Origin of the sequence: Sphingomonas sp. ABOLE (assembly GCF_003950455.1) — a bacterium.
Lineage (GTDB): Bacteria > Pseudomonadota > Alphaproteobacteria > Sphingomonadales > Sphingomonadaceae > Sphingomonas > Sphingomonas trueperi.
Map to the genome: position 1 here is coordinate 41,970 of NZ_QQWY01000019.1, position 19,235 is coordinate 61,204.

The window sequence follows — 19,235 nt, forward strand, 5'->3', positions numbered from 1 at the left end:
CCGAGCTGGGAAAGCATTTATCGACTATGCTTCGATTGGCAGCCTCATGTGGTTGATTGACCGACACAGCAGCGGGCTCGGTGGCGCCCGTATTCCCTTGCCCCCAACGCTTCAATCCGCGCTGATCCGCTGGTATGTCGGCGAAGGCTCACGCCAAGATGAGGATGCTGGAATCACCTTGGTGCAGCAGGCGCGCATCGGCGGCAAATGGCTTGCCTGCGACTGTCTCGGTGTCGATTGCACTCCGCCTGTTCTTACGCCGGCATTTCTATCGGAGGCTGAGACCTATTATCTGCGTCGCCTCACCAGCGCCAAACGACCGGAGCACGTCGCCACTTGCCCCTTCTTCCGCGACCAAGTCACCAACCGCATCACCCAGACCCGCAACCCGCTGACGCCGGCCGATCCCCCGGTCGGCTATTTTGAGGTGCTCCGCCCTGCGCCGGAGAAGCTGGCACAGCGCCCCGATAACGACGCGAGTGACGATCGCACGCGCAACGCGTCCATACCGCGGCTGGCAAGACTGCTCTGGCGCTTGATGAACAATGCTAGCCTGCACTTGGTGGCGCCATATTCGGAGGATACCGCCGAGCGGACGATCGGCGAGGAATTCAGGGCGCTTACGCGCGCGGCGGCAAAGATCGAGGTGGCGCCAGGCATCGAGCTGGGACGAGTGCTCTGGACACATGGGGACGCCCTGCACAGCAGAAGGGCCCTTGCCGGCATTCGCGAACTCGGCCGTCGATGGCCACGCGGACACGCTCCGCAAGGGTTTCTGGCCCTCTTTGCCAAGGCATTTCAGGGCTCGACAATCTTCCCGGCTGGTTCGGAGCCGATCGACGTCGCGAATCGCGTCCAGTCGCCCTCGGTGCGCGACAATTCGATCCACGGGCCGTATCTCGTCATTGTTGTAATAGGACAGTATCCAGAAGCTCACGGCTATGCGCCCCTGCGTGCCTATGCCCAACCAATCTATTCGGGCGTGCGGTTCATACCGGTCGAGAGCAATTTCGAGCGGGCCGTGCTGCAAGCGATTCTCCGCTCAAGGCGCGTTCTCGCACGCGGGGGCGTCGATCTGGCTCTCGAGAAGCCGATCTTTGATCGTCTGACCCCGCTCGGGGCCTGTCGGCCGGATTTTCTTGTAGAAGCGCGCTCGCAGGCGACGGGCGAAATCCGACAGCTTGTGATCCAGGCAATGCCTCGTAACGCTGGCATCGGATCGACGCCGGCTACGCAGCGGGCACTCGAGCAGATCGCCCCCGCCCTTCCGATCACCCCGAGGGATGTTGAGGATGATCAGGTCGCGCGGCTCATCGCCGAAGCGCTGCACCGACTTAACTAAGACTGCATGGCGCTAAGTCCACGACAATGTCGTGGCGAAGGCGCCCACAATTCCAAGCGTTACCGGGGTCGAAAGCAGGTAGAGCTTCTGCCATCGCCACCAGGTACTAGGGATGAAAAGGAGAAGGCCGCGCCCTGTAGTGAGCGTTGCCCACGCCTGCTCGCGGTAAAGTTGGACGAGAATGAGCCCCAGGGACATGATCATCGCGAGCGCGCAGCAGACCCCTGCCGCCGCATAGAGCGCGATCCAGTTGTGAAGTTCCACGGCCGAAAGATGTGCCACGATCCACAAATCTCCATCCGCTTTGCTTGTAACATTCGACGGAATGGTCTCGTTCCCGCCATCTTCCATGGCTCACAAACACCCTTCCCTTCACGAGGGGAAGCGACCGATAATGCAGCATCGCTCCAAATCGGAGACGATTTTCGGCGATCTCGGCCTGTACTCGGCCTACCACGGTCAGGAGCCTGAGGACCGTGCCAAGCCATCGACCATACACATCAACCGTTAAGGTATCATGCAGGTATCAGTGCTTGTTATCCTATTTCGTGGACGGGAACGCATCACGATTCACGACGACGGTATCAAGGCCTGGTCTGAGCTTGTTCAGTTTGTCGACGCTTCCTGGAGTGACAGTCATTCTACGGCGCCAATCTGCCCGCCCACCGCAGAGGAAGAGCGCGTACAACTATTCTTTTCCGAAACGGGCGCCTCCTACATTCTTGGGGAAGCCGATATTTCAGCGCTTGCAGCGCGCGTTCTGCCCATGAAAGACTAAGAGGTGCTGGCTGACCTGCACGGTCGATGACGGGCGTGGCGGTGGCCCTGAAACCTGTCTTTATTAGGATGTTCGATGTTCGCGTGCCTTATCATTGGCGACAGCATCGGTGTCGGAATGTCACGGGCGATCGGTGACCGATATGCCGGGCAATGTGATAAGCTGGTCGAGGAGCGGGCGACGGCCAGCCAGATATTGTCCTGGCGAACCCCGAACAAGTTCTACGGGACCACGCTGCTCGCTGTCGGGTCGAATGATGAGCCGAGCCGGCTGCTGGCACTCAAACTTACCAGACTTCGCCAAAATATTCCCACCCAGCGAGCGATCTGGATCCTGCCATATTCACGGACGCGCGCCTATCTCATAAACTCGATCGCGGTGACGTTTGGCGATGAAACCCTGGATCTTGCGCGCTTTCAATCAAAAGACCGCATCCACCCTGTCGATTATCGCGAGGTTGCGGCGGTCCTTCTCCCCGAGCGTTGAGTGACAGGCGGCGAGCATTCCGCAGGCGCGGCAATCGACTCCGATCCACGATGGAATCATCGGAGCTCTAGGTCTTGCCGAATACAGCGAGCTGTATTCTCCATTGCTCCAGATGTTGCAGCGCCGGTCGCAACCCATGTGCCAACGGCCCCAGTCCGTAAAGTTGATAGGAATCCGGTGGCGGCGAAGTCGTCCTCGAGACCAGACATGCCGCTTCCAGTTCCCTCAGGCGGACCGTAAGCACATTGGCGCTGATCCTCGGTATCTCTCGGCGAAGGCACGTGAAGCGGAGATCGTCTTTGCTCAGCGCTACCAGGATGTGCAACACCCAACGTGCACTCAGGGTTTGAAATATCGCGTCGGCTGCAGCGGGGTCTATTGATCGATGAACTTGGCTCTGTGACTCGATACCCATCCAATTACTCTCTTAACATCAAGGAGGCGGCGGGACTGCGCCAGATCTTCCGCGGCACCCGATCCTGGTGCGGCAGAGGGGCTGGTTATCCGCTACGGAAAAAGTGCTGAGACGAGAGTGCGAGCCGCGAGAGCGTTAGTTCCAACCGGAGGTTAAGGGCGCCTCGGCATGTGTTCATCCGGCTGACGGCGGACTGTTTCGGGGCGCGGGCGCACCTCTCGACGGCCGGCGCAACCCGAGTTTTGATGAACAACGTCGCATCGAAAGGCATAACAGATTTCCCTCCGTGCGATCCGCCGAAACGAGCGTGAGCCGCATCTCAAATCAACGTGCCGAGATGCGGTGGCCATCGGCGTAAGCTCCATCGCTCGAATGTAATACGCACCCCGACGCCCAACCCCTCAGCCTCGGCGCGGCCAATCGTGCTTTTTGGCTAAAGCCTGTTCCGCCCCCGATCGAGCCGCGCCTTGCCTCTCCATGGGCGTGCATGAACGGGAAGGACGCGCTGTCCGAGACATTAGCCGGGGAACGAAGGCTGGCACTCGTGCCATATAGTCGCGATACTCACTCCCGAATTCTGCGAGCGCCGCCTTCTCTTCATGCCGGGCTAGCCGGATGTACATCACGACCAGCACGGGGAACATGGCGAGCGTCAGTAACGTCGGCCATTGCAGCAGGAAACCGAGCATCACGAGGATGAACCCGATATATTGCGGATGGCGGACCCTGGCATAGATTCCCGTCGTCGCGAGCTTGTGAGCGCGCTGGGCTGCGTGAAGCGGCGCCCATCCGGCCGAGATCAGCCAGAAGCCCGTGCCGATCAGCACGAAGCTGGCAAGATGGAACGGGCCAAAATGCGGGTTGACCCTCCAGCCGAACATCATCTCCAGGAGGTGGCCGGCATCGTGGCTCCACCAGTCGACGCCGGGGAAACGCGACTGGAGCCACCCCGACAGCAGGAAGATGGTGAGCGGGAAGCCATACATTTCTGCGAAGAGCGCGACGATGAACGCACTGAACGCGCCGAAGCTGCGCCAGTCGCGCCGCGTTGCCGGCTTGAAGAAGCTGAACGCAAAGAGGATGAAAACGGCGGCATTGACCAGCGCGAGCCCCCACAGACCATAGCCATAGTCGGCGTGCGTCATCGCGGCTCTCCTTCGATGCGGCCGTTGGGATTGGCCGGCAAGCCGGCGGGTGCCTGACCGGCCTCATGGCCATGCTGATGCCCACCATGGCCGTGGTGCATGAACAGGTGCATGAGCGGGCAGGCGAGCAGGATGAGATAGGGCAGCACACCCAGGAAGTGCGCGGTGTGCTCGGTGAGGAGAAAGAAGCTGGCGACGAGCAGGAAGCCGATCAGAACGATCTTGCCGCGCTTGCGCATGCGATGGTCATGTTCGCCCATATGCCGTCCTCTTCTGGTCAACGTCCAGCCAGCATAGGCTCGAGTCCAAGGAGCAAGGTATAAGTAGAGACCGAAGTCCGCCGGGCATCGCGCAAGCATGGGTAAGGTGATCGATCGGATCGGCCACCGGCGTTCGCGCGACGCAGCTGTCGGGGAGCAGCAGTCGTGCTGCGGCTTTTGCGTATAGGCGTGCGGCGTCCGCGAACCAATGCTGCGCTCACGAACATAATCGTGAGAGGCAGGCCCGCGTCCATGCACAAGAGAAAGAAACGGCACTATTCCCGCAACCAGTCCGGCGTGACCGTCCTTGAGCGCGAAGCAAGGATCGATCTGGCCAAGCGCCCGGCCGATGGTCTCGGCGTCGCCTTTCTCGGCGGATCGGGAACGGTCACAGGGTCGCGTTATCTGGTGGACGATGGTGAAACTCAGATCGTTGTCGATTCCGGCCTGTTTCAGGGACCCAGGGATCTGCGCCGCCTTAATTGGGCGCCAATTCCACCCGAAGTCGCGGATGTCGGCCAGGTCCTGCTGACCCACGCTCATCTCGATCACTCGGGGGCGCTGCCGCGCATGGCGCGCCTGGGCTGGGACGGTACCGTCCTTGCAACGCGGGCGACCGCGGCCCTGTGCGAGCTCCTTCTTCCCGACAGCGGCCATCTGCAGGAAAAGGATGCGGAGTTCGCCAACCGGCACGGCTTCTCAAGGCACCAGCCGGCGCTGCCGCTCTACACCCAGGCCGACGCGCGTCTGGCATTGCAGCTCTTCCGCCCGATCGAGTTCGGAGCGTGGCATGCAGTCACGGACGGCATCAGGGTGCGCTATCATCGCGCCGGCCACATCCTCGGCGCGGCGTCGATCGAGATCGACTGGAAGGGGCGGACAATCCTCTTCTCAGGCGATATCGGCCGTTACGGCGATGCGGTGATGAAGGATCCCGAGCCGCCCGCGCGCGCCGACTATGTCCTGGTGGAATCGACCTATGGCGATCGGCGCCACGAGCAGGTCGATCCGACAAAGACGCTTGGAGATCATGTCGAGCGATGCGTCGAGAGAGGCGGGACGGTGGTGATCCCGGCCTTCGCCGTGGGACGGGTTCAGTCGCTTCTCTATCATTTCTCGCGTCTGCGCGCGCAGGGACGCCTCCGCGACATCCCGATCTTCCTCGACAGCCCGATGGCGATCAACGCGAGCGGGCTGATGTGCGATTTCATGGACGAGCATCGCCTGGCTCGCGCCGAGTGCGAAGCGGCGTGCAGCGTCGCGCACTATGTGCGCGAAGTGGAGGAATCCAAGGAACTCACCGCCAACCCCGCCCCCAAGGTCATCATCTCGGCCAGTGGAATGGCAACGGGCGGCCGCGTGCTCCACCATCTCAAGCGCTTCGCGCCGGATGGGAAGAACCTCATCCTCTTCTCGGGCTTCCAGGCGGCGGGCACCCGCGGCGCCGCCATGATCGGCGGCGCCCGGACGATCAAGATCCACGGCGAGTATATCCCGGTCGAAGCCGAGGTCGCCAACCTGACGATGCTCTCGGCGCATGCCGACAGCGACGAACTCATGCGCTGGCTCGGGTCGCTGCACGAGGCCCCGCGCCACGTCTATGTCACCCATGGCGAGCCGACCGGCGCCCAGGTCCTGGCGAAGCGTGTCTCGGAGGAACTGGGTTGGGCATGCAGCGTACCGGCGCTGGGTAGCTGGGGCATGCTCGCGTGAAGCCCGGGATCATCGAGGACGCCGAAGCAGAGCCTGTCGCGACGACGCTGCGGGCACGCCGCATCGGCCTGTCGGCTGCCGGAAGCGATCTGATCGCGGTCATGCGCCACGACTGTCCCGTCTGCCGCTCGGAAGGTCTTGCGTCCCGCGCGCAGGTCGCGCTGCGCGCCGGCGGGCGGGAAATCGTCGTCTCGCTGCTGCACAGCTCCGCGGAGACTCCAGCGCCCGGCGAGATCGGCCTCTCCGAATCCGCATGGCAGCGGCTCGGCGTCAGCGATGGCGATCCGGTCGAGATCGCGCACGCCCAGCCTCTCGCCTCGCTCGCCGAAGTGCGTCGGCGCACCTATGGCAATCGTCTCAGTGACGGGGCTTTTTCAGCGATCATCACCGACATCGCCGAGCGACGCTATAGCGATGTCCATCTCTCGGCGTTCGTCACGGCCTGCTCAGCGGTCCCGCTCGATACGGACGAAACGATCAGCCTGACCAGGGCGATGGTCGATGTCGGCGAGCGATTGCAGTGGCCCGGAACGGTCATCGTCGACAAGCATAGCGTCGGTGGCTTGCCGGGCAATCGCACCACGCCGATCATCGTCTCGATCATGGCCGCGGAGGGCCTGATCATGCCCAAGACATCGTCGCGGGCGATCACCTCACCGGCCGGCACGGCGGACACGATGGAGGTGCTGGCACCTGTCGACCTCGACGTTTCCGCAATCCGCAAGGTGGTCGAGCGCGAAGGCGGCTGCATCGCCTGGGGCGGCGCCGTCAACCTCAGCCCTGCCGACGATGTGATCATCGGCGTGGAACGGGTGCTCGATATCGATGCCGTCGGGCAGATGGTCGCCTCGGTGCTGTCCAAGAAAATCGCGGCCGGTGCGACCCATCTGGTCATCGACATCCCGGTCGGGCCGACCGCCAAGGTACGCGGCGCCGATGCCGCCGACACGCTCGAGCGGGCGCTGAGCTCTGTCGCCCAAGCCTTCGGGCTTCGCACGCGCGTGATGCGCGGCCCCGGCGCCGAGCCGATCGGACGGGGCATCGGTCCGGCGCTCGAGGCGCAGGATATCCTTGCCGTGCTCCAGGGGCAGCCGGGCGCCGAGGATCTCGCCCACCGGGCCTGCGAGCTGGCGGGAGGACTGCTTGAGCTCGCGGACGCAGCCCCGGCCCGCGAAGGTTATGCGCGTGCGCGGGCGTGCCTCGAAAGCGGCCGGGCCTGGGCCAAGTTCCAACGTATCTGCGAAGCGCAGGGCGGCATGCGGGCTCCACCGGTCGCCCGGTTCCAACAGGATATGATCGCTCCCTATAGCGGCCGCCTGGTGAGTATCGACAATCGCAAGCTCGCGACGGTCGCGAAGCTTGCCGGCGCGCCGATGGCCAAGGCCGCCGGCGTCGCGCTGCAGTGTCGGCTGAACCAGATGGTGGATGCCGGGGCTCCCTTGTGCACCATTCATGCCGAGAGCCCGGGCGAGCTCGACTATGCGGCGGCCTATGCGGTGAGCGACGGGCCGATCTTCGGGATTGAAGCGCTATGAACCGTCCCGTGCTGTTCGCGCTGTCTGGCAGCGAGGCCCTGGCACAGCCGCTATCCGCCGCGCTCGATGCAGAGGTCGGCACGATCGAGCATCGTCAGTTTCCTGACGGGGAAACCTATCTCAGGGTCGTAAGCGACATCAGCGACCGCGAGGTCATCCTGCTGTGCAGTCTCGATCATCCGGACGCCAAGCTGTTGCCGCTGCTGTTCGCAGCCGACACCGCGCGCGATCTGGGCGCTCGCAGGATCGGGCTCGTCGCCCCCTACCTCGCTTACATGCGCCAGGACATTCGCTTCCATCCCGGCGAGGCGGTGACGTCGCGAACCTTTGCCGCGATCCTGTCTCGCCATCTCGACTGGCTGGTGACGGTTGATCCGCATCTCCATCGCTATCATGCGTTGTCGGAAATCTACCGCATCCCGACCCAGGTCGTTCATGCCGCGCCGCTTCTGGCCTCGTGGATCAAGCGCAATGTCGCTCGTCCGCTGATCATCGGTCCGGACCTGGAAAGCGAACAGTGGGTCTCGCAGGTGGCGGCCGATGCCGATGCTCCGTTTCTCGTGTGCGAGAAAATCCGGTCCGGCGACCGTGACGTCACCATCTCGATTCCGAATGCCCCAGCGTTTCTCGATCGCCAGCCGGTGCTGGTCGACGATATCGCCTCATCCGGCCGAACCCTCGCCGAGGCGGCGCGCCAGCTGGTCGACATGGGGTTCACGCGACCGGATTGCGTGGTCGTGCATCCGCTTTTCGCCGGCGATGCAGCGCAAGTCCTGGGTGGGCTCGTCGAGAGGATCGTCAGCACGAACGCTGTTGCACATACTTCGAATGATATCGACGTGATGCCGGCGATTGCGGAGTCCGTTCGCCGCGGGATCTGAACGGTGCGCTGCGCGTCAGTTCTTCAGTACTCAATGCTCAATGCACGATGAAAACGAACGCCCGGCAAACGCCGGGCGCATTCCCATTCATTGAACCTAAGCGAGTCCGAACCAATCTTCCGGGAACTCCGCTTTCGGAGAAAGTCGCGGCAGGAAAGGAGGATATGTCATGTCGCACACACGCTCGTTCCTTTATCCCTTCATCGTTGCTCGGCACCCGCAGCTTGAGCCCGAAGTGAAGCCCGCCATCCTTGCATCCTGGGCGTCCGATCGCTCCGCCGTCGAGGGCCAACCGGCCCTCCGTCGCCCGCCAGCATCCCGGTGCCGGTCGACGATGTGATGGCAGCGCTGCGCTGGCTCGATCGCGCTGAGCGCGGCGCGGGCCTGGCATCCTTGGTTCGTCAGGAACAACCCGGTATCGGTGCCATCCTCGCCGGGAATATCGAAACTGCGACACGGAAGGCGGGCGATCTCTGCGATGATCAGCCTTCGATCTCACAACCCTATGATCACCGGTTCGTGCTGAATCGGATTCGCCGTGCCGTAGCGGCGCGCGAGCGGAGCTGCGATCCGCCCCGGACATCGGCGTTACGGCGCGCTGCTGACACAGAATAGCGATTATCAGCTTCTTGCCATGACAACATGACGCGTCGAGCTTAGGAGCAACCAGCGCGCTCATCCCCCAAGAGGCGTGCCCACTCCCGGCGGCAGCGTCTTGCGGCGCCTTGCCGCCGGGAGACCAGAGGGAGCGCCGCCCCGTTCGCAAGAGCGGTCATCTCGCAAAGTTCGGCACATGATGCCGGGTCGCTTACCCCCCTCTCGCCGAGCACCTGCCTTGCCTGTTGTGATGCGGCGGTATTTCGGCCTTGACCTTGGACCATGGTCCTACCCGTAGAAGGTCTCCCCTTTGAAGCTGTGCCCGCTGGGGTGCGCAGCAATGCCAACACGTCCGGGGGGCCATGGAGAGCAAGCGCGTCGTTCATGTCATTGATGACGAAGAAACAATCAGGAAAGCTGTAGGATTCACATTAAGGACAGCGGGATTTGCCGTCGAGACCTATGGCTCGGGAGTCGACTTTCTGAAAATTGCAGATGAAGCTGAAAGAGGTAGCATCGTTCTCGACATGCACATGCCGGACATGAACGGTCTACAGGTTCAGGCAGCGCTGACGCAGATGGATATAAGCATGCCAGTCGTGATGCTGACCGGCAACGGAGACATTGCGCTTGCTGTCCAAGCGATGAAGGCGGGTGCTGTCGATTTCCTGGCCAAACCTATCGAACGGGCGCTGCTGCTCGATGCGATAGACCGAGCGTTCGCGCGCATCGACACGGCCGAGGGGCGCGCTCTCGAAGAAGCCGAGGCATGCCGACAGGTCGATCTACTGACACCGCGCGAACGGGATGTTCTCGAAGGCCTTGCGCAAGGCCTTCCGAACAAGACCATCGCCTATGATCTGGGCATTTCTTCACGGACGGTCGAAGTCCATCGCGCGAGCATCATGTCCAAGCTTGGAGTCCGTACCCTTGCCGAAACCTTGCGGATCGCCTTTGCGGCTGGAATGGGAAGGCCGCTGTAGGTAAAGGCGGCCAGGGCTGCTGCGGTTGAATCTCTGCGTGTCACCTGATGGCGCGGACATAGTGCCTGCCGGGATGCATCGACGTTGTTCATCAGCTTTTGGCGGAATTTTCGTGAGCCCAGGCGAAGGGTCGCGCTTGATTGCTATCGCGAAAGGAGATGAAACTCTTCCAACAGCTGGGCGATCTCTGTGCCTTCAAGCTTCTTCATCAACAGCTTGCGCAGGAAGGACGGGCCGGGAATGTCGATCCCTTTGCTATCCCTAAGCGGCCCGATTGCGGCCAGAAGCGTGCGGATATCATAGGTTGAGTTGAACACTTCCGGCACGCCGCGTTCGACCTTCATCAGGGTGTAGACGGCCTCCATCGGCGTGCGCACCGAATATTCCGTCGTGAAGATACAATCACGCTGCTTCGACTCGGCAAACTGGCCGACAAAGGCGAAGTTGACCGCGCCCTCGGGCACCACGTCCGGCCGGTCGCCGGCCTGGCGCGGCATGAAGAAGGCGGTGATGTAGGGCATCATCACCGGCACGGTCTTCGCCCCCGTCGCGGCGAGGCCGGGGATGTCCTCGACCGGCACGCCGAGATGATAAAGCCATTCCTGCGTGATCTCCTCGCCCGTGCAGTCCTGCATCGGCTTCTTCACATAGTCGCCCGGCCGGTCGACGAACAAGGCATAGAACCAGGCGACGATCTGGTCCTTCGGCTGTTTCCTGAAGTGGGGTTGCCGGCTGACCGTCCAGCTCAGCAGCCAGCTCGAGTCCTTGACCGTGACGATGCCGCCAGTCACCACCGTGCCGCTGAACGGATCGCGCCTGGCGATCTTGCGAATGTACGCCGGAATGCGCGCGTCGAGCGTGGTGATGGTCGCCGACGCCCATTTGGTTTCCGGGATGTGCGATCCGAACACGTCGGGACGACCAAAGGCCGGGTCCTTGGCCGCGATCCGGCGCCACAGGTCCCAGGCCGGCGCCGGCCCCTCATTCAGCCTGGCCGGTGTATGATGATCGCCATTGTCGGAATTTTCGGTCAGCGATCCGATGGTGATGAAGACGAGATCATCGGCGCCGAGATCGACGCCGCCTTCGACGCCGTTTTCGATCCAGGCAATCCGGGTCGCCTGCTTGCGGCCGGGCTGGATGTCGAAATCGACGTCGGTGACCTCGACGCCGTAGCGAAATCTGACACCGCGATCCTGCAACCATTTGACCAACGGCAGGACCATCGATTCATATTGGTTGTAGCGGTTGAACTTGAGCGAGGAAAAATCCGCCAGACTGCCGATATGGTGGATGAAGCGATGCAGATAGAGCTTCATCTCGAGCGCGGAATGCCATTCCTCGAAGGCGAACATGGTGCGCCAGTAGAGCCAGAAATTGCTCCTGAGGAAATCATCGCCGAAGACTTCGTTGATCCGCTTGTTCTCCATCTCCTCCCGCGTCGCGAGGAAGACGGAGATCAGATCTTTTTGCGCGCGACCGCCGAGTGTCAGCAAAGCCTTGTCGGGCACATCCTGGCCCTGGTTCTGCGTCACGCGTTGAAGCGAAAAATTGGGATCGTCCTTGTTGAGCCGGTAGAATTCGTCGAGCACACTCGCATCCTCGATCTCCAGCGAAGGGATCGAGCGATAGAGATCCCAGAGGCATTCGAAATGCTCCTCCATCTCGCGCCCTCCGCGGATGACGAACCCCTTTTCGGGGACGTCGAGGCCGTCGAGCGCGCCGCCGGGAACATGCAGCTCCTCAAGGATGGTAATATGCTCGCCGGCGACGCCGCCGTCGCGGATCAGGAACGCCGCGCCTGCCAGTCCCGCAAGACCCGAGCCGACGAACCAGGCCGTCTTCCTGTCAGCGCCCTCAGGTTTGCGGGGCCGCACGAAAGCTTCGTAGTTCCCGCTACTATAGTGCATGCTCAACTCCATCCTTGATCCCGACGACAATGGCGGTTCTGCGGTTTCTTGCTGAACAGCAGAAATGCCTGCCCTGCATTCATTCTCGCCGATGTCGCCCGCCGCTCAGTTCGACGACTTCACTGGTGATCTGATCCTGACGCGTGAGGCGCTCCTCGAGGCGCAGGGCCTCGCCCTTGCGATCGATGTGGCTGCGGGCGGTCGCCATGGTGCGCAGCCGTGCCTCATTCTCGGCGACGAACGTCTCGACCGCAGCCGCGCAGATGTGGGCGAAGACATATTCCGCGGTCAGGTCGCCGATAAGGTCCGCCGCGTTGATATTGACGAGCGGCGGCAAATCCGCCGTGGACGCGGGGAAAGTGTCGAGGTCGAGCGGCAGGAGGCTCGCGCGCACGATCGAGACGCCCTTGCCGCTGCTCCAGACCGGATAAGCCATGGTGATGGGCACCGCGCCGACCTCGTCCAGATAGTCGTACAGCGCGTCGATGATGCTTGTCGCGAGTGCGGGCAGCGCATCGGCCTTGCTCGGCATGCTCGCGCTCCATGCGATGCGCAGACCGCGCTCGGCCGCAAGCGTGGCCGTGCGCGCGCCAATCAGAAGAATATGCCTGTCCTGCATGTCGGCCGCGGCGCCGTCGAGCAGCTGCTCCGGAAAGGCCCCGGCAAAGCCTTGCTCCGCACCGAACAGGATAAGGCCGCCTCTCGCACCACCGACCGCCCGCGCCGGAAAACGCGCCAGTGGCTCGTCAAGGCGGCGCGCCTGGCCAATGGCGGTGCGGGCGGTCTCCGCATAGCGTCGCACCGCAGGCAGCAGCGCGCGCGCCTGATGCGCCCGCTGCGCGGCGATGCCCTGCATGGCGTTGACCACCGCACCGAGCTGGCGGACGGTCTCGATCCGCTGGCCGATCTCGGCGAGGCGATCGCTCATGATGCAGAACCGGCCGGCTGGCTTTCGATCAGCGCTTTCACCGTCGTCATCAGAGCGGACCGCTGCGCGGTGTCGATCTGTCCAGTCCGCTCGATCTGCGCGCATAGATCGGGGACGTGATCGTCGATCCAGGCGGGCAGCCGCGTGCGGAGCGACGATATCTCCGAGACCGTCATGCCATCGAGCAACCCTTCGCCGAGCGCCACGACCAGCGCCACCTGGTCGACGACCCGTAGTGGACTCGACAGCGGTTGCACGAGCAAGGCGCGCAAGCGCTTGCCGCGTTCGATCTGGGCGCGGACACGCGGCTCGGGCTGCTCGCCGAAGCGGGTGAACATCTCGAGCTCGAGGAACTGCGCATAGTCGAGGCGCATGGTCCCGCTCGCGTCGCGCAGGACGCGAAGCTGCGTCTTGCCGCCGACCCGGCTCACGCTCGTGCCCACATCGATGGCGGGCTTGTGCCCCTGCGCGAACAGCTTCGCGTCGAGAATAATCTGACCGTCGGTGATCGAGATCAGATTGGTCGGGATATAGGCGCTGACGTTGCCGGCATCGGTCTCCGCGATCGGCAGAGCCGTGAGCGAACCGCCCCCCTTCTCCGTCGAGAGACGCGCCGCACGTTCGAGCAGGCGGGAATGGAGGAAAAAGACGTCGCCGGGATAGGCCTCGCGCCCGGGCGGCTGTCCGGTCAGCAGGGCGATCTCGCGATGGGTCGCGGCATGCTTGGTGAGATCGTCGAGCACCACCACCGCATGGCCGCCACCATCCCGAAAATACTCGGCCATCGTGAAGCCCGCGAACGGCGCGATCCATTGCAGCCCCGGCGCCGCGGCGGGGCTCGCCACGACGAAGATGGTGCGGTCCGGCGCGCCATGCCGCCGCACCTGGTCGACCACGCGCGCGACCGCCGAGCTTTTCTGGCCGATCGCGACATAGACGCAGATCATGTCGCTGGTGCGCTGGTTGATGATCGTGTCGACCGCGAGCGCCGTCTTGCCTGTGGCGCGGTCGCCGAGAATGAGTTCGCGCTGCCCCCGGCCGATGGCGAACATCGCATCGATTGCGAGCGTGCCGGTCTGCACCGGCTGGACGACGAGGTCGCGTTCGATGATCGCCGGCGCCGGCCGTTCGACAGGATCGAAGCGCCTGGCCCGGATCGGCGCGCCCCCATCGAGCGGACGGCCGAGCGGATCGACGACTCGGCCAAGCAATGCCTCGCCAACCGGCACGCGCACCACCTCGCCCGAGCCGGTTACGGTGTCTCCTGCCTCCACCTGGGCGGCATCGTCGAGCAGCACGCAGCCGATCCGGTCCCGGTCGAGCGTGTGGACGAATCCGGTCTGGCCCCGGGCGAAATAGAGCAATTCGTCGAGGCGCGCGTCCGGAAGGCCCGAGACCATGGCAACGCCGTCGCCGATCGATTCCACCCGGCCAATTGCATCGACACGCGGCCCGAGATTGGCGCGCGTGATGCAGCTCTGGGCCTGCGTCAGCCAGTCTTCAGGCGATCCGGGCATGATCGTCTTCATTGAGGCTCTCAACCATGGCGTCGAGATCGGCGCGCCAGCTGTTGCGCACGACGGCGTGGGGCGTGCGAAGCTCCGCGCCGGCGATGAGATCTGGATCGACTGCGAAGATCGGGGTCGCGGTATCCGGCAGGATTTCGGCAAGCGCGCGCGCTACCTGCGTCTGCAGATCGGCCGTCAGCGGCGCGGGCGTCGCGACGGTGACGGGCCCGGCGGCCGCCAGGCTGCGGCGATCCGCCTCGGAAAGGTCTCCGAGCCGCGCCTTGAGCGCGTCGACCATGGCCTGCACCGTCTGCTCGGGCGGGAGACGAGCGAGCAACGTGCCTGCCATCGAGGCGGCGAGGTTCGCTGCCTTTTCCCGCCACTGCGCCGCCACCCGCCCGCGTTCGGCATCGATCGCCGCATGGCCTTGCTCGACGACGGCGTCCGCCTCGAGCCTGGCCTGCGCGAGGAGGCGCTGGCGCTCCGCTTCGGCCTCGGTCCGGATCTCGGCGCGGCGAGCCGCCGCATCCGCGACGAAGCCGTCATTCTGCGTTTTGAGCGCCTGCGCTTCGGCCTGTGCCCGGTCCTTTGCCTCCCGCGCTTCGTCGAGCAGCGCCTGGGCCGATGCCTGGCGGGCAGCGATGGCATCCATCACCGGACGGAACAGGAAGCGTCCGAGCAGCCACACGAGGATGAGGACATTGACCGCCTGCAGCGCGAGCGTCCACCAGTCGATCCGCATGTCAGGCGAACGGGTTGGCGAAGAGCAGCAGCAGCGCGATCACGAGGCAGTAGATCGCCATCGTCTCGATCATCGCGAGGCCCACGAACAGCGTGCGCGAGACGGTGTTGGCGGCTTCGGGCTGGCGCGCGATCGCGTCCATCGCGGCGGCGACGGCCCTGCCCTGCCCGAGCGCCGGGGCGATTGCGCCGATCGAGATCGCGAAAGCGGCGCCGAGGATGCTGGCGAGATGGATCCAGTTCATGCGGGGGACTCCTGTTTGGATGGCGGGCGGGCGCCGTTCTCGCTGATAGCGCTCCCGATAAAGACCATGGCGAGCGCGCCGAAAATGTAGGCCTGGACCGCGCCGGTCAGCATTTCGAGCGCCATGAGCGGGATCGGGACGAGCAGCCCGGCGAGGCTCAGCACGACGCCGATCATGAAGACGCCGCTCATGACGTTGCCGAACAGGCGCACCATCAGCGAGAAGCTGCGGGTGAAGAGCTCGACGATATTGAGCGGGGCGAGCAGGATCGAGGGGCGCGCGAAGGTCGCGAGATAGGCCCTGGGCCCGAGCGCGCGGACGCCGAACCAGAGCGTCGCGCCGAAGACGATCAGCGCCAGCGCCGCGTCGGTTTCGAGGGTCGCGGTCGGCGGCTCGACGCCGGGGATCAGCGACGACCAGTTGGCGACCAGCAGGAACAGGAACAGCGTGCCGATCAGCGGCAGATAACGCTGCGGTTCCGCCTCCATCGTCTCGCGGATCTGGCCGGCGACGGTCTCGACGACCAGCTCGAGCGCCGCTTGGGCTCGGGTTGGGCGTAACGCAAGGCGGCGGGTCAGCAGCCAGCTTCCGATTGTAAGGAAGGCCATGATGCCCCAGGTCGTGGCGACCGGCTGGCTGATCGGCACCGGACCGATCGCGAACAGCACATGGCTTTCAAGTGGTGACGCGAATTTCATCGGGCGCCTCCGAGCCGGTGGAGCATGATCTGGCGCCCGCCCATGAAGCCGGTTGTTGCGGCAAGAAGCGCCGGCCACCCTTGCCGGCTGGCGATGACGAGAACCAGAATAGTGACGGCGAGACGCCCGAGCCTGAGCAGGATCGCGCGCGATGCCGGGCCGCCATGGGTGACGAGGTCGGCTTCTCTGGCGATGGCCGCGAAATGGGCGAGGCCGACCGCAAATCCGAGGGCCAGGAACAGGATGGGGGAGAGCTGGCTCATTGCCGGTGCATCCAGCGCCAGCCCGACCAGCAGCCGAGGGCGAGCCCGACGAGCAGGAGCGGCGCGGTCCAGAAGATGCCGCTATCCAGCCGGTGGTCGAGCCAGCGGCCGATCGCGAGACCGACCAGCGCGGGCAGGACGATCTGCCAGCCGAGCACGCCGATCTGGCCGAGATTGCGGGCGACGGAAGGAAGCCGCTGCGCAAGCCGCCGCCGTTCCGCGCGGGTCCGGATGGCTTCGACGATCGGCTGCTCGGGCTTGTCCGCGGTCACAGACCAAGCTCCCGGCCACCACCCTGCAGGGCCTCGACCATATGGCGGATCGCCTGCATCCTGAGCTTCGCCGACGCGGTCCGTTCGGATCGTTCGCCCTCGTCGCGCTCGCGGTAGCGCGCGAGCACGTCATGCTCGAGCGTTCCGAGGTCATCGCCGACATGGCCTTCGCGCGTCGCGACCGCGACCCCCGTGCCGTGGCTTACGGTCAGAATGCCGTTGCGCACCGCGCAATAGCCTGGAGCGCCATCGGCGCCCCGCCAGGAGACGATCGAGACGCCAAGCGCGGTCAGGAAATCGGCGTGGCCCGACAGGATGCCGAAACTGCCGCTGGCATCCTCGGCGCGAACCGACCTGACGTCCGTGTCGACGAGGATCGCGGTCGGATCGGTGATCCGCAGCTTCATGCGCCCTGCCCCACGCGAGAGCGTGCCTCTTCAATATCGCCTACCATGTAGAAGGCGCTCTCGGGCCAGTCGTCGGTCGCGCCGGCCAGGATGGCCGCGACGCCCTTCAGCGTATCGGCCAGCCCCACAGAACGGCCGGCTTGCCCGGTGAAGGCCTGGGTCACCATGAAGGGCTGGGTCAGGAAGCGCTGCAGCCGCCGCGCCCTGCCGACGATCAGCCGATCCTCGCGGCCCAGCTCCTCGATACCGAGCAGCGAGATGATGTCCTGGAGCTCGCGATAATGCGCGATCGTCTCCCGGACCTGCTGGGCGAGCGCGTAATGATGATCGCCCACGACCTGCGGATCGAGCAGGATCGACGAGGATCCCAGGGGATCGACCGCGGGATAGATGCCTTCGGCCGCCATGGCGCGCGAGAGCAGAATGGAACTGTCGAGATGGGCGGAGATGGCGGTGACCGCAGGGTCGGTGAAATCGTCGGCGGGCACATAGACCGCCTCGATCGCGGTCACCGCCGCTCCATGCACCGAGGCGATGCGCTCCTGCAGCGCGGCCACTTCGCTGGCCAGCGTCGGCTGGTAGCCGACGCGTGAAGGCATGCGTCCGAGCAGGCCGGAGACTTCGCTGCCGGCCTGGACGAAGCGGAACACATTATCCATGAGCAGCAGGACATTGCGCTTCTGCTCGTCGCGGAAATATTCGGCGATGGTGAGCGCGGTCAGCCCTACCCGCCAGCGCGCGCCCGGCGGCTCGTTCATCTGCCCGAAAACGAGCACGGTCTTGTCGATCACGCCCGAGCCGCGCATGTCCGTGAGCAGCTCATGGCCCTCGCGCGATCGCTCTCCGATGCCGGCAAAGACGGAAACACCTTCATAGCGCGCGACCATCGCGTTGATGAGTTCCATCACCAGCACGGTCTTCCCCACCCCCGCGCCCCCGAACATCGCCGCCTTGCCACCCTGGGCGAGCGGCGCGAGCAGATCGATGACCTTGATGCCAGTCTCGAACATCGCCGTCGCCGCGTTCTGGTCTTCGAGCGGCGGGGGTGCGCGGTGAATGGGCCTCAATGGAACATCCGGCCCAAGCGGCGCGCCGCCGTCACCCACCTGCCCGGTCGGCGTAAGGAGCCGCCCCAGAACCTTGTCTCCGACCGGGACCGCGATGGGGGCGCCCAAGGCCGTCACGCCGACATTACGAGCGAGACCGGAGGTCGGCTGAAGCGCGACGGCGCGGACGGTGCGGTCATCGATATGGCTCTGCACTTCCGCGACCAGCGGGCCTGACGATGCATCGACGCGCAGCGCTTCATTGACCGCGGGCAGCGGCCCTTCGTCGAACTCGACGTCGAGGACGGGACCGCGCAGCGCCGCAATCCGGCCGAGCCTGGCTATGGACGGTATCACGCCCATGCCGGTTGCCGGGTCAGACCATAATCATGCCCGACCGTGCCGCGATCATGACGGGACGGGTAGAAGTCGCTGCCCGCGGGCACGACATGGACGACAAGCCAAAAGTGCATTGGCTGAGCGTCGCAGGCAAGCCGCAGATTCGGCATACGTAGAGTTACCGATTCTCTCTGATTCAGCCTCGCCGAATAACGGCGGCGCGACGCGATGGGCCTCAGGCCAGGGCGCTATGCCCGATATGCCAGAGCTCAAACGCGAAGAGAAAGGTTCACCGTTTCATGCCCTATCCCGTTGATCAACTCGCCGCGCTCGCCAAAGCGAATGTCGGCCTGATGCTGAAGCTCGCCGAAGTCGCCCGGAAAGGTGGCGAAGAGTCGCTCGAGGTCGGCAACCGCGCCGCCGGCCGCTTCGCCGAAGAGGCGCGTGCCTCGATTGCGGGCGCGACGGACAAGACGTCGGACGCCGGCGCGGTCAGCCCGGCCGGACCGCGGGCACTGTTCGAGGACATGGCCACGGTCCGCGAGCATATGATTGCCGGCACAAGATCGGCGTTCGAGGAATGGCAGCAGGCCTGGCAGGCCGTCGCGAGCGCTCCGACGGCTCCCGGGGCGCTGGATGCCTTTGCTGCCATTGTCGGACCATGGTTCGGGCAGAAAAGCCCGGGCGACGGCGAGAAGCAGGCCACCAGCGACAAATAGGATAGCCCCCGATCGCGGCGAGCC

21 protein-coding genes and 1 pseudogene are annotated in these 19,235 nt (G+C 64.4%); 9 read left to right on the forward strand and 13 right to left on the reverse strand.

The features are described from left to right. The first annotated feature begins 46 nt into the window (after positions 1 to 46). A complete protein-coding gene (locus CA234_RS13220) occupies positions 47 to 1,342 on the forward strand; it encodes a hypothetical protein (RefSeq protein ID WP_126001923.1) in 1,296 nt (431 codons plus the stop codon). 12 nt (positions 1,343 to 1,354) lie between these two features. Here CA234_RS13220 and CA234_RS13225 read toward each other — a convergent pair whose 3' ends face one another. Then, positions 1,355 to 1,693: a hypothetical protein gene (locus tag CA234_RS13225; protein WP_341786490.1), complete on the reverse strand. Its 339-nt coding sequence runs from the start codon at positions 1,691 to 1,693 to the stop codon at positions 1,355 to 1,357. A 502-nt stretch (positions 1,694 to 2,195) separates the two neighbouring features. On the opposite strand from CA234_RS13225, the gene CA234_RS13230 reads away from it, so the two are divergent. Then, complete coding sequence (locus CA234_RS13230) at positions 2,196 to 2,606, forward strand: hypothetical protein (protein WP_126001924.1); 411 nt, start codon at positions 2,196 to 2,198, stop codon at positions 2,604 to 2,606. An 816-nt stretch (positions 2,607 to 3,422) separates the two neighbouring features. Here the strand turns inward: CA234_RS13230 and CA234_RS13240 are convergent. Both CA234_RS13240 and CA234_RS13245 read right to left on the reverse strand, forming a co-directional pair. Further along, entirely contained in the window at positions 3,423 to 4,166 is a 744-nt protein-coding gene (locus CA234_RS13240; RefSeq protein WP_126001926.1) for an isoprenylcysteine carboxylmethyltransferase family protein, read from the reverse strand. After that, positions 4,163 to 4,405: a DUF2933 domain-containing protein gene (locus CA234_RS13245; protein WP_241213494.1), complete on the reverse strand. Its 243-nt coding sequence runs from the start codon at positions 4,403 to 4,405 to the stop codon at positions 4,163 to 4,165. Before CA234_RS13245 ends, CA234_RS13240 begins: the two co-directional genes overlap by 4 nt. Positions 4,406 to 4,678: 273 nt before the next feature. Between CA234_RS13245 and CA234_RS13250 the strand changes: the two genes are divergently transcribed. The 6 genes and pseudogenes from CA234_RS13250 (at position 4,679) to CA234_RS13270 (ending at position 10,135) form a co-directional block, all read left to right on the forward strand. Next, positions 4,679 to 6,139: an MBL fold metallo-hydrolase gene (locus tag CA234_RS13250; protein ID WP_206431194.1), complete on the forward strand. Its 1,461-nt coding sequence runs from the start codon at positions 4,679 to 4,681 to the stop codon at positions 6,137 to 6,139. Further along, positions 6,136 to 7,674, forward strand: a complete 1,539-nt coding sequence (locus tag CA234_RS13255) for a thymidine phosphorylase family protein (protein WP_126001928.1) — start codon at positions 6,136 to 6,138, stop codon at positions 7,672 to 7,674. Before CA234_RS13250 ends, CA234_RS13255 begins: the two co-directional genes overlap by 4 nt. After that, positions 7,671 to 8,555, forward strand: coding sequence for a ribose-phosphate pyrophosphokinase (locus CA234_RS13260; protein ID WP_062787958.1), 885 nt, complete (start codon positions 7,671 to 7,673; stop codon positions 8,553 to 8,555). Before CA234_RS13255 ends, CA234_RS13260 begins: the two co-directional genes overlap by 4 nt. A 169-nt stretch (positions 8,556 to 8,724) precedes the next feature. Then, positions 8,725 to 8,921: pseudogene (locus CA234_RS13265) on the forward strand (hypothetical protein); the annotation flags it as partial. After that, positions 8,895 to 9,170: a hypothetical protein gene (locus CA234_RS24605; protein ID WP_206431196.1), complete on the forward strand. Its 276-nt coding sequence runs from the start codon at positions 8,895 to 8,897 to the stop codon at positions 9,168 to 9,170. The pseudogene CA234_RS13265 and the gene CA234_RS24605, both read left to right, overlap by 27 nt. A 344-nt stretch (positions 9,171 to 9,514) precedes the next feature. Further along, positions 9,515 to 10,135, forward strand: coding sequence for a response regulator (locus tag CA234_RS13270; protein WP_030541612.1), 621 nt, complete (start codon positions 9,515 to 9,517; stop codon positions 10,133 to 10,135). A gap of 143 nt (positions 10,136 to 10,278) precedes the next feature. Here the strand turns inward: CA234_RS13270 and CA234_RS13275 are convergent, their stop codons facing one another. The 10 genes from CA234_RS13275 to atpD form a co-directional block, all read right to left on the reverse strand. Next, positions 10,279 to 12,045, reverse strand: a complete 1,767-nt coding sequence (locus CA234_RS13275; RefSeq protein WP_037448033.1) for an oleate hydratase — start codon at positions 12,043 to 12,045, stop codon at positions 10,279 to 10,281. A gap of 79 nt (positions 12,046 to 12,124) precedes the next feature. Then, positions 12,125 to 12,973, reverse strand: a complete 849-nt coding sequence (locus CA234_RS13280) for a F0F1 ATP synthase subunit gamma (RefSeq protein WP_021245233.1) — start codon at positions 12,971 to 12,973, stop codon at positions 12,125 to 12,127. Further along, positions 12,970 to 14,490, reverse strand: a complete 1,521-nt coding sequence (locus CA234_RS13285) for a F0F1 ATP synthase subunit alpha (protein ID WP_037448242.1) — start codon at positions 14,488 to 14,490, stop codon at positions 12,970 to 12,972. Before CA234_RS13285 ends, CA234_RS13280 begins: the two co-directional genes overlap by 4 nt. Then, entirely contained in the window at positions 14,474 to 15,223 is a 750-nt protein-coding gene (locus CA234_RS13290; protein ID WP_037448029.1) for a F0F1 ATP synthase subunit delta, read from the reverse strand. Before CA234_RS13290 ends, CA234_RS13285 begins: the two co-directional genes overlap by 17 nt. A gap of 1 nt (position 15,224) precedes the next feature. Continuing rightward, positions 15,225 to 15,467, reverse strand: a complete 243-nt coding sequence (locus CA234_RS13295; RefSeq protein WP_017501321.1) for a F0F1 ATP synthase subunit C — start codon at positions 15,465 to 15,467, stop codon at positions 15,225 to 15,227. Beyond that, the gene (locus CA234_RS13300; protein ID WP_021245230.1) at positions 15,464 to 16,165 is read right to left on the reverse strand and encodes a F0F1 ATP synthase subunit A; all 702 of its coding nucleotides are present in this window, start codon (positions 16,163 to 16,165) and stop codon (positions 15,464 to 15,466) included. The genes CA234_RS13295 and CA234_RS13300 overlap by 4 nt, the downstream gene beginning before the upstream one ends. Next, positions 16,162 to 16,428 (reverse strand): ATP synthase subunit I, encoded by a 267-nt coding sequence (locus CA234_RS13305; RefSeq protein WP_017501319.1) that lies wholly within the window; start codon positions 16,426 to 16,428, stop codon positions 16,162 to 16,164. Before CA234_RS13305 ends, CA234_RS13300 begins: the two co-directional genes overlap by 4 nt. Then, the gene (locus CA234_RS13310) at positions 16,425 to 16,700 is read right to left on the reverse strand and encodes an AtpZ/AtpI family protein (protein ID WP_021245229.1); all 276 of its coding nucleotides are present in this window, start codon (positions 16,698 to 16,700) and stop codon (positions 16,425 to 16,427) included. The genes CA234_RS13305 and CA234_RS13310 overlap by 4 nt, the downstream gene beginning before the upstream one ends. Next, on the reverse strand, positions 16,697 to 17,107 hold the full coding sequence (locus tag CA234_RS13315; RefSeq protein WP_037448025.1) for a F0F1 ATP synthase subunit epsilon: 411 nt from the start codon (positions 17,105 to 17,107) through the stop codon (positions 16,697 to 16,699). Before CA234_RS13315 ends, CA234_RS13310 begins: the two co-directional genes overlap by 4 nt. Then, positions 17,104 to 18,516, reverse strand: a complete 1,413-nt coding sequence (gene atpD, locus CA234_RS13320; RefSeq protein WP_037448022.1) for a F0F1 ATP synthase subunit beta — start codon at positions 18,514 to 18,516, stop codon at positions 17,104 to 17,106. Before atpD ends, CA234_RS13315 begins: the two co-directional genes overlap by 4 nt. Positions 18,517 to 18,845: 329 nt before the next feature. Between atpD and CA234_RS13325 the strand changes: the two genes are divergently transcribed. Further along, a complete protein-coding gene (locus CA234_RS13325; RefSeq protein WP_125964309.1) occupies positions 18,846 to 19,211 on the forward strand; it encodes a hypothetical protein in 366 nt (121 codons plus the stop codon). Positions 19,212 to 19,235: the final 24 nt, after the last annotated feature.